The sequence below is a fragment of the Streptomyces sp. NPDC023723 genome (assembly GCF_040639815.1).
Lineage (GTDB): Bacteria > Actinomycetota > Actinomycetes > Streptomycetales > Streptomycetaceae > Streptomyces.
Genome location: NZ_JBFAAP010000073.1, coordinates 23,529 through 32,681, shown reverse-complemented (window position 1 = coordinate 32,681; position 9,153 = coordinate 23,529). Strand labels below are relative to the sequence as shown.

Below are 9,153 nucleotides of genomic sequence, written 5' to 3'. Positions count from 1 at the left end.
ACACCTGGCCCCAGCCCACCCACACCGACGTCAGAGCCATCCGCATCCAACGACCCCAACCCGCAGACCCATAAAGCAACGGCATTGGACCTAGGACATCGGATCCCAGGACGTCGTACGGTCAGGGCCCTACCGGTCGGTGGCCCGCACGGTTGCCGCCTTTGGCGTACGGAGAATGACCGTGAGCCGGCAGCGGATGATGCCAGAGCGGGGGCTGGTGGCCCCCTGCCTCAGCGGGAGGGGTGATGGCTGTGTCGTGTGTCACTCTCACGAGGCCGTCTGGCGAAGGAGGGCCGTCTTCACGGCGAGTGCTCTGGGCAGGAACTCCAGCACGTGTTCGTCCGCGGCCTGATCCGGTCGGCTGAACACCTGGATCGCCTCGTCGACGGCCGTCAGCGCTCGCTCGGTGTCGGTTCCCGCGGTGGCGCGGACCGCCGCGAACACGTACTGGGCCCAGGCTTGAGGCAACAGGTCGCCGCGGGCGGCCAGCGCGCCCAGAGCCGTCGCGGCCTCTTCGCTGTGTGTCAGGGCGTCGTCCACGCGGCCCAGTGCCTGTTCGAGGGGTGCCATCCGGGCAAGGGTCATCGCGTGCTGCTGGAGCAGGCGGTAGGTCATCGCGGTGCTCAGCGGGAGGCGTCCTTCCGTGGCGGCCGACAGCAGTCGCCGGTGGCCCGCGGCCTGTTCCCCGTAGAGGGCGGCGGCCTCCTCCAGGCGGCCGTCGCGGACCAGGGCGGCCGCCTGCCGGCCGACGATCGAGGCCGCGAGGTCCACTGCTTCGCCGGGCTGCGGGGACAGGGCCGGGATGCCCAGGTCCATGGCGGCCTCCATCAGGGGATGGACGCCGCCCGGCCCGGACGCCGATTCGGATTCGGGCTCGGGCTCGGGCGGAGGCGGTGGAGCCTGTCGGGCTTGGTCGAGTCGCCACCATCGGTGGGCGTCGGTGAGCCGACCGTGCCGCATCCGGTGGTCCGCCAGGGCCCTGGGGGCCTCGGCGTGACCGGCCTCGGCTGCGCGTTCGAGACAGGTTCCGGCCTCGTCGTGCCGGCCCTGCTCCTCCAGCAGCAGCCCCAGCCGGTGGTCGCCGTCAGGATCGCCTGCCCTGGCCGCGGCGCGGAACCAGTGTTCGGCGGCGGTCAGATCGCCGTCGCTCCACAGGGCCGCGCCCAGGGACGTCATGGCGTTCGTCGCGCCGGCCTCGGCGCCCCGGCGGAACCAGGAGCGTGCCATGTCCCGGTCACCCTGCTTCCAGTGCAGTACGCCCAGGTTGAGGCAGCCCTCCACATGGCCGGCGGCGACGGCGCTGGTCCACCAGGTCTTGGCGTCGGCCGTCCTCCCGTCCGCCCAGCACATGTTCCCGAGGTTGAACATGGCCTGGGGCAGCCCTGCCTCGGCCGCGCGCCGATAGCGTTCCTCCGCCATCGCGGTGCGTCCGGCCCTGGCCAGGCGCACCCCTTCGTTGTAGGAGTCCACTGCCTCGGTGTCGGGTTCGCTCCGGGTCCCGGAGACGGTGTCCGGCCGGTCCCTGTCAGCGAGGACCTGGAGGTTGTGCCTGGCCGTGTGCAGAGCCGTGCGGTGTCCGTCGTCGGTCAGGGCCAGATGCTCGTAGAGCGCGATGGCCTCGCGCAGGGATGCCGCCGCGTCGTCCCGGTGCGCGAGCGCGAGGACCGCACCCCGGCTCGCCAGCGTGTTCGCCAGCAGGGCCTCGTGGGCGACGCGGTCGGCCCGCCACAGCCGCCTGGCCAGTCGCACGGCCTCTTCGGCCCGGGTGACCGCCTCCTCGTACTCGTCGACGTCGGCCAGTCGGCCCGCGTAGTTCAGCAAGGAGGTGGCGAGGTCGGCGGTGTGCGCCCGCGGGTTGAGCGCGACCAGGTCGCGGCGGATCCGCACGGCCTCCTCGGCGGACCGCACTGCCTCATCGCTGTGCCCGAGGCGCTGTTGTGCGGTTCCCAGATTGGTGAGGGCGCGTGCCAGGCCGGGCAGGTGCGTCTGCGGAGCAGCGGCCACGAGTTCGCGGTAGGCGGCCACGCTTTCGTGGAGTTCCCGCGAAGCGGCCTCGTTCCGGCCGACCGCCAGCAGCCGGGTGCCCAGGCCGCAGAGCGCGAACGCGAGACACGGCGGGTCCGCCAGATCGCCTCCCGCCAGCTCGCGGTAGCGCGCGACGGACTCCTCGGCGGCCTCCACCGCGTTGCCGCGTTGTCCGGTGTTCTGCAACTGGTTGCCGTAGTTGGCCAGCGCCAAGGCCAGCCGAGGGCGGGCCTCACGCCGCCCTTCCGCAACCTGCTTGCGCAGCAGTTCGGCGGCCCGCCGGGTGAAGCCGACGGCCTCCTTGTGCCGTCCGAGGTCCGACAGGTAGCCGCCGATGTCCATCAGACACAGCGCCACATCGGTCCCGTACGTCCGCGGGTCCAGTTCGTTGAGCCGGTGCAGCGCGGCGAGAGCCTTGTGGTTGCTGCGGACGGCCGCTTCCTTGCGGCCGGAGCGGGCCAGGCGCACGCCGAGCCGGGCGTACCAGGACGCGGCGTCCTGCAGACGGGTCGTGTCGTCCACCCGCTCGCGCACCAGCCGGTCGGTCAACGCCGCCGCGCCGACGTCGAGGCCGACCTCGCGCTGTTCGGGCAGCCGCATCTCGACGTCGAGCAGCGCGTCGGTGTCGACGTGGGTGGCGTGGCTGAGCGCGACCAGCGCCGCGCTGCCCGCCTTGACGGCGATCTCCGGCCGCGCCCGGATCAGACTGCCGAGTTCCGCGCCGACATGCGGCCAGCGGTCGGCGGCCGAGGCGAGCACCGTGACCGCCCGGTCCGCGAACGCGGGGACCGGCGCGTCAGGGCGGTCGGCGCCGAGAAGAACGCGCGCCACGGTGGTGGCCCACGGGTCCGGGTCGTAGCCGGAGATGTCGTGGCCGGGCATCAGCAGGGCGACGAAGTCCTCGGCCAGCCGGTCCGGACGGAGCGGCTCGAGCACCTTGGTGCGGTCCAGCGGCGGGTAGCAGGAACGGTGGTCCGTCACGACCCGGTCCGCCGTGCCCAGCCCGAGGCGGCCCAGCCGTTCGACGCCCTCGGCGTAGGAGGCCGCGCCGCCGAGCACCGCGGTGAACACGGCGCGGGCCATCACCGTGGGCGGGGTGTCGAACTCCTCGCCCTCCAGCCGCGACCCGTACAGCCGCCGCCAGCCCATGCGCTCACGGTCCAGCAGGTAAGCGGCGATGCCCTCGACACTGTCCGGTACCGGGCTGCCGGGCCGGCCGGCGGCAAGCGCCGTGACCAGGGCGGCCATGTGCAGCGTCAGTACCTGCCCGTAGGGCGGCTCCTCAAGCCCGGACACGACGTCGGTGATCGGTCCGCTCACCCCCAGGACGGCGCCGAACCGGTCACGTGCGGTCACGAACGCCCGTTCACGGTCCTGCACACCGGCGGCGAACGCGCCCAGCGGCAGATCCGTGACCGCGGCGCCGACCGACCGGAGCTCTCCGCGTACGGCGGCCCACCACTGCACGGTCCGGCCGATCAGCAGCACCCGCACGGCCGGATCGACCAGCAGCGGGTCACGCAGCAGTTCGACCAGTTCCGGGTGTGCCCAGCGGTCGGCGTAGTCGACGACGACCAGCAGCCTCCGGCTCTCGGTCCGGACCGGCTCCCGCTGAGGGCGATCGGGGTCGTCGCGGTGGCATGCCTGGACCACCTGCCACCCGGCCGCGGCGGACAGCTCCGCGAACCTCGCCGCGAGTCGCGTCTTGCCCTCCCCGCCGGGGCCGTGGAGCAGCAGGGCGGACATCGACGCGGTCGTGGCGTCGCGCCACTCGGCCAGCGCGGCCAGTTCCTCGTCCCGGCCGCTGAACGGGACGATCTGGCTGCGCGCGTCGAGCAACTGGCTGGGCTGGCCGGCGAATCGGCCGGTGGACGCCTCGGCGTCCGCCATCGGCGCGAAGGAGAATTTTTCGAGCCGGTAAGGAGGTCCGGGGCCGATGACGATCTGGGAGTCGATGATCGGGCCGGTGCTGGCCAGGCCGCCCGGGCCCGCGTGAGCACTCCCCGTCTCCGTCACGTGCACCGGGCCGGAGGTGCCGTCCCCTCCTGGTCCGCTGTATCCGGTGATCGCGGTGGCACCTGGCCCGGCCGCCGTGGCGTCGCCGGTGCCACTGACGCTGACCGTCGCTTCGGCCCCGGTTCCGGTTGCGGTGTCCTTGCGACGACGCTTCCCCGTTCTGAACACGCGGTTCTCCTCCGGCTGGTCCCAGAGCGTCAGGTTCCGGCGGTCCGCCGGTCAGGAGGTGTACTCGATGCCGCTCACGGCCCGGCTGCCGGTTCCGTCCGCCGTCGCGCTTCCCGTGTTCCCTGCCCGGGCCGATCCGCCGCCTCGCCCCATGCGGCGCCGGATGCCCGACACGGCCGTTCCCCCGCCGGTCGCCCGCGCCTCGCCGGTTCCTGCCGCTTGGTCTTCCGTCCGGCCCTCCGGGGGCTGGAACAGGGCCCACACCAGGGCTGCGGCACCGACCGCGGCCTGAATCGAGGCTCCTACCGCCTCTCCCCCGTCCGGACCGTTCAGCAACCAGACCAACGGCGTCGAAACGATCCCGGCCGCACCCAGCACGAGGACTGTGATCTTCCACCCCTGTGTCATACGCCCCTCCCCCCTCATCAACCGCCCGGCCTCCCCCAGAGGTTCCGCCGCGGAATGATGAAGTGACAGTACAAGCCTCGATCCGACGCAACAACGGCAAGGGATGATCTGGTCGCTTCCTGACTATCGACGCTCGCCCGCGACCGCGCCTTCGCCACCCGCCTGGGCAAGGGGTTGCGTAAAGGAGGCGAACTGCGACCACTCCGCAGGCGGCCGAGGACCGAGAAGCACGCAGGCCATGCCTCGGCTCGGCTCGGCTCATGCCCGCGCCATGCCCATGCGGAGATGCTGCCGTCGCGGGCCAGTGAAGCAGTGATCAGCTGTCCGCCCCGGCTTCTCACTCGCGTCGGCGCAGTACGTAGTCGCTGAAGAGATGTCGGCTCCGGTCGAGAAGTTCACCCGCCTTCGGGTCTCCGCGCCGCCCGTCCGGGCTCGGCCGATCACCTGCGGGCCGCGTACGGGGAGCGGTTCCGGCTCGGCCACCTCGACGTCACCGACCTGCCCCAGGGCCGCGAGGTCGTGGACGCGGCCTCACCGGCCTCGGCCGGACGGACCTGGCCTTCACTTCACCGAAGGCGGTGCCGATGCGGGAGGCGGTGGGTGGGATGCGGCCGGGTGTCCGGAGGACGGCGGCGTCGACGTTGCGCAGCGCGACAGGGGTGTGGCCTTGCTGGACGGTCCGCTAGGCCACCGGCCAGTGGCGGACGGACAATTCGGTGACCCTGCTCATGCGCCGGACCGGACACCAGAACGGGGAGCGCTGTCCGGCGCGTTCGGGCCACAGCAGGCGCAACGTGACGGGCAGGCCGGTCTTGTAGTACGCCTTGCATGGGTCGCCGTCGGCCTGGACGAGCTCGGTGCGGGCCTTGCGATGACTCGGGGAACGGGCTCGAACAGGGACTCAATGGCCTTCCCGGTGAAGGAGCCGTGGATGGCCGGTGTCGGCCAGGCAGGACATGCCCTCGCCTGTACTGGCTGTTGATCGGTTGATTCATTCACCGGCCCTGTGCGCAAGCCGCTGCTCGGGAGGAAGACGCTGCTCGGCCCCGGGGAATGAAAAGGCCCGTCAGGGCTGGAGCGTGAAGCTGGCCCGGTAGTAGTAACCCGGCATGGGGGTTTGCAAGCCGAAGCCGTGTCCCATGGTGAGGACGCCGGTGTAACCGTCGGGGTGGTCAATTCCGTTCATGACGTAGCTGACGGTGTACGTGATCGTGGCCGGGGCCGAGCCCGACCATTCGTAGCAGCTGAGGTTCTCCGGGTGTTCGTCGAAGTTCTCGACGACGGTGGGGGTGTCCGGGCTGAGGAAGAGGTGCCGGATGTACTCAGGGAACGCCGTGAGGTCCTGGCACACGACCTCGGTGGTCGCGGTGTCGGCCGTGGCGGCGGGGGCGGGCGCGATCAACGAGACGCCGACGGCTACGGTGACGGACAGCAGAGCAGCGGGTCTGCGCATGAACAGCTCCGGGGTGTGTAGGGGCAACGGCAGGCCACTCATTGTGACAACGGCCGCCGTCCCGCACAGGACGCTTTCGGGCCCTCTCCTGTGCCGGTGGGCTCTCTTGACGAGCCATTGTCCGTGCCTACGGCCCACCAGCCGACGCATCGTCCACATCAAGTGCACCGGCATGCCGACGTCCACCTGCCGGTGCTCATCAAGGACTCCAACTACAACGGCAACCAAAAACCGTCGATGCCGGCAGCGGACCGTACGACAACCCCTCCTCAAACTCCGTTACAGCCGCACTCCGCGTGCTTCTGCCCGGCGTTCAGCGATGTGCTGTTCCTCAGGGTGGCGGCCGTCCCGCTGGCCGAGCCGTGGGTTCTGGGCCGGCCAGTATCTGGCGCAGTACCGTGCCGCCACTGCGGTCGACCCGGTCCTGGGCCCGGCGTTCCTGCACATGGTGAACTTCCTGTCGCCGGTGGCCTTCTCTGCTCAGCCCGGACCGGAGCCCGGCTCCCCTCATGCGGGCTCAGGACGCCGGAGTGCCGCCGCCTTCGCGGCTGCGGGTGACGGCACTCCGCCCCTTGGTCTATCCGTTGTTGTCGATCCACGCGCTGGGGCTGGCACAGACGCCCAGCCTGCACGCCTTGATCTGGAGCTGGCTTCCTCTGCCGCCCAGCGCGTTGAGACTGCTGCTCTCGTAGAAGTCCTTGTTGCAGACGGACCAGTAGGACGAGAAACCGTTGTCGTTGAAGCACTCGCCCTGCCGGTAGGTGACCCACTGTCCGGACGCGTTCTTCAGGCGGTTGGTCCACTGGACGGAGGTACGCATGGGATCTCCGAACCAGTCGCTGTAGGTCACCCCAAGGACGTCGCCGTACTTCACGAAACAGGCGAGGCTGTCCTGCGGACCGGGGCTCAGGTAGTCGCAGCCCGGGTTGTCCCCCGCGTAGGGGGTCGCGTAGTCCTGCTCCCAGGCGACCGCGGAAGCGGTTCCCGAGGTGAGGAGCGGGGCGGCGACGAGACTCAGCGCCGCGCCCAGCGCCATTGCGGCCGAACGCAGGACACGTCGCTGCGAACCATCACGCAGATCAGAAGGTTGACCGAACCCAGGCTTCATCGCTTCGCTCCTTCTGCCTCTCGGCAGACCGGTGGACGGGAATCACTGCCGTTGCGGCAGTGCTCGGTGAGCTTGCTGATGCGGCTCCGGCTGGTTCAAGGGCGGGAGGCTGTCCCGGACTGCCCGCCGGTGTCCGCCCTGGTCGCAGCTCTGTCCGGGTTTCTTGTCCGGGTGCCCGGACGCCGTTGTCCTCCTTCGACGGCGCTGGTGTCGAGGTGGGGACGACGGCGGGTGACGGCGTGCGGCAGGTCCCGTCGGGCAGCTACGTCGAGTCCGTCCGCTCCGGGCGTGACCGCGGGTGCGGGGCGCGCCGGAGGCGAGGTTCGGTGTCGCGGAGGGATCGGCTGCCGTGCCGGCCTCTGGATCCTTGAGCGCCGCAGCGCCGCAGCGCCGAGTGCTCCGGTTGCGTGGCATCGGGCTCACGGCCTCGGGTGCGAGGCCGGCCCGGACCGCCGCCGGTAGGCTGCTGCGATGCGCACGATCGAGCTGTTGCTGGACGGGGCGGCCGATCTCGTCGTCCGGGACGCCTGGCGGCGGCTCGCGGAGGCGGGACTGCCCAGCCAGGCACGCCACCGCTCACCGACCAACAGCCCGCACCTCACCCTGGCCGCCTGCCCGGAGCTCACCGCGGCGATCCGCTGGGAGCTCGCCGGGGTGGCGGCCACCCTGCCGCTGCCGGTGCGGTTCACCGGCGTGGTCCGCTTCGAGCGGCCGACCTCGGTGCTGGCCTGGGCGCTCGAACTGGACGCCGCCCTGGCCGGCCTGCACGAGCGGGTGTGGGACGCGGTGGTCTCGGACAGCCCGCCCGGAACGCTCAACCCGCTGCACGCACCCGCGCGCTGGAGCCCGCACATCACCCTCGGCCGTACCCGGCGGGCGGGTGCCTTCGCCGGGCGCCGGGTCGCCGCTCTGCTGCCGGCACCGCCGGCGCCGGTCTGGCTCACGACCCTGCGCAGCTACGACACCGGGACCGGCGCCCTGGAGGTGATCGAATGACGCACCCGGGCCGCGACGGGGCGGCGGGGCGGGCGCCTACGATCGACGCGTGAGCAAGTGGAGCAGAAGCCTGACCGCAGCCGGCGTCACCGACCCCGGGGCGCGCCGGGACTACGAGGAGCAGCGGCGGCTGGTGGCACGGTTCCGGCCCGCCTCCTACCTGGCCGTCCGCCTGCTGCTGCCGCGACCGGTGCTGCCGCACGTGGTCGCGATGACGGCCGTGATGCACCACGGCGACAACCTCCTGGACACCGGTCCGCGACCGCACCGTGAGGCGGCGTGGGCCGACTGGGAGCGGCGGGTGCGCGCCGGGCTGGCGGCCGGTACGAGTGACGACGCGCTGGTGCGCGCGCTGGTGTCCACCGTCGCCGCCCGCCCCCGGCTCGGACGGGCGGTGGAGGAGTACCTGGCCACCGCGAGGGCCGAGCTGGAGTTCGCCGGCTTCGCGACGGAGGACGACTACCAGTCGTACGTGGACGCCTACTCCCTTCCGGCGTTCATGCTGGTGGCCGAGTTGCTGGGACCGGACGGCGACGACGACGGGCGCTACCGGGCGGCGTGCCGGATGTTCATCGACGGCAGTCAGCGGCTCGACTTCGTCAACGATCTCGCCGAGGACCTGCGGGACGGGCGCCTGGGCATCGCGGCGAGCGCACTGGAGAAGTTCTCCGTCCCGACGGACGACCTGGTTGCGGGGCGTTCCCCCGCCGGCCTGCCGGAGTTGCTGGACGATCAGCTCGGTCTGGCCCGTGCCGCGCTCCTGGCGAGCAGGCGGCTGACGGGGCTGGTCCCGGCCGGCAGCCGGCGGCTGGTGCGGGCCCTGATCGAGATCGAGCTGCTCACGGCGGACGCAGCGCGCGAACGCGGGCCGGCGCTCCTGCGTGGGGCGGCCGGTCCGCCGAAGGCCGGGGCGGCGCGGGCCCTGGTGCGTGCGCTGCTGGGCAGCGGCAGGTAACCGGCCGATCGGGCCGGTCACTGG

At 71.9% G+C, this 9,153-nt stretch carries 6 protein-coding genes; 2 read left to right on the top strand and 4 right to left on the bottom strand.

Features of this window, described 5'->3' with window-relative positions:
- Positions 1 to 267 precede the first annotated feature (267 nt).
- From AB0G32_RS37070 to AB0G32_RS37055, 4 genes are all read right to left on the bottom strand, one after another.
- Positions 268 to 4,209: a tetratricopeptide repeat protein gene (locus AB0G32_RS37070; protein ID WP_361174172.1), complete on the bottom strand. Its 3,942-nt coding sequence runs from the start codon at positions 4,207 to 4,209 to the stop codon at positions 268 to 270.
- A 51-nt stretch (positions 4,210 to 4,260) separates the two neighbouring features.
- Positions 4,261 to 4,617: a hypothetical protein gene (locus tag AB0G32_RS37065; RefSeq protein WP_361174169.1), complete on the bottom strand. Its 357-nt coding sequence runs from the start codon at positions 4,615 to 4,617 to the stop codon at positions 4,261 to 4,263.
- A 1,066-nt stretch (positions 4,618 to 5,683) separates the two neighbouring features.
- Positions 5,684 to 6,070, bottom strand: coding sequence for a hypothetical protein (locus AB0G32_RS37060; protein ID WP_361174166.1), 387 nt, complete (start codon positions 6,068 to 6,070; stop codon positions 5,684 to 5,686).
- Positions 6,071 to 6,647: 577 nt separating this feature from the next.
- On the bottom strand, positions 6,648 to 7,178 hold the full coding sequence (locus tag AB0G32_RS37055) for a hypothetical protein (RefSeq protein ID WP_361174163.1): 531 nt from the start codon (positions 7,176 to 7,178) through the stop codon (positions 6,648 to 6,650).
- A gap of 471 nt (positions 7,179 to 7,649) precedes the next feature.
- On the opposite strand from AB0G32_RS37055, the gene AB0G32_RS37050 reads away from it, so the two are divergent.
- Both AB0G32_RS37050 and AB0G32_RS37045 read left to right on the top strand, forming a co-directional pair.
- On the top strand, positions 7,650 to 8,174 hold the full coding sequence (locus tag AB0G32_RS37050; RefSeq protein WP_361174160.1) for a 2'-5' RNA ligase family protein: 525 nt from the start codon (positions 7,650 to 7,652) through the stop codon (positions 8,172 to 8,174).
- A gap of 49 nt (positions 8,175 to 8,223) precedes the next feature.
- Positions 8,224 to 9,129, top strand: coding sequence for a squalene/phytoene synthase family protein (locus AB0G32_RS37045; protein WP_361174157.1), 906 nt, complete (start codon positions 8,224 to 8,226; stop codon positions 9,127 to 9,129).
- Positions 9,130 to 9,153: the final 24 nt, after the last annotated feature.